The organism is Oleiphilus sp. HI0123 (genome assembly GCF_001635315.1).
Map to the genome: position 1 here is coordinate 1 of NZ_LWGE01001210.1, position 521 is coordinate 521.

Consider the following 521-nt stretch of genomic DNA (forward strand, 5'->3'; position numbering starts at 1 on the left):
AAGCAGGTTCGGGTAAAGCGCTTTATCAGCTTCGATGCGCGTCGTAAATACCGTTAGTACGTCAGGACGATCCATGTAATAGGTAATTCGTCTGAAACCCTCGGCTTCACACTGGGTACAAAACATTGACGAAGACTTGTACAAGCCTTCCAACCGCTTGTTATCTTGCGGCTTAATCCAGGTTTCACACTGCAACTCAAATTTCGCGGGTACAGATTCTACCGTTAGAGATTCGTCATCTAGAAGGTATTCACTCTCTTCCAGCTCACGGTCATCTAACTTTATACTTTTCAGCTCAAGGTCTTCACCATTTAGTGACAGCGCCTCGCCTTCACGGCCAGCGACTCGCTCGATAAGCTGCCTGGCTTTTACCAACGCTCCGTTTTCAAATAACTGAAAGGTTAAATCAAGTGACGTAATCTTAAACGCAGGCTCAAGATAGTCTTTGAGGTATATCGTCTTTGCTGATTCACTCATGCATGCTTTCCAAGTATATGTCTTACTCGACGTCTAGCGAGACG

The 521-nt window shown here is 45.5% G+C and carries 1 pseudogene; it reads right to left on the reverse strand.

Annotated features, from left to right (window positions below):
* Positions 1-477: pseudogene (gene pepN, locus A3761_RS13685) on the reverse strand (aminopeptidase N); the annotation flags it as partial.
* Between the last annotated feature and the right edge of the window lie 44 nt (positions 478-521).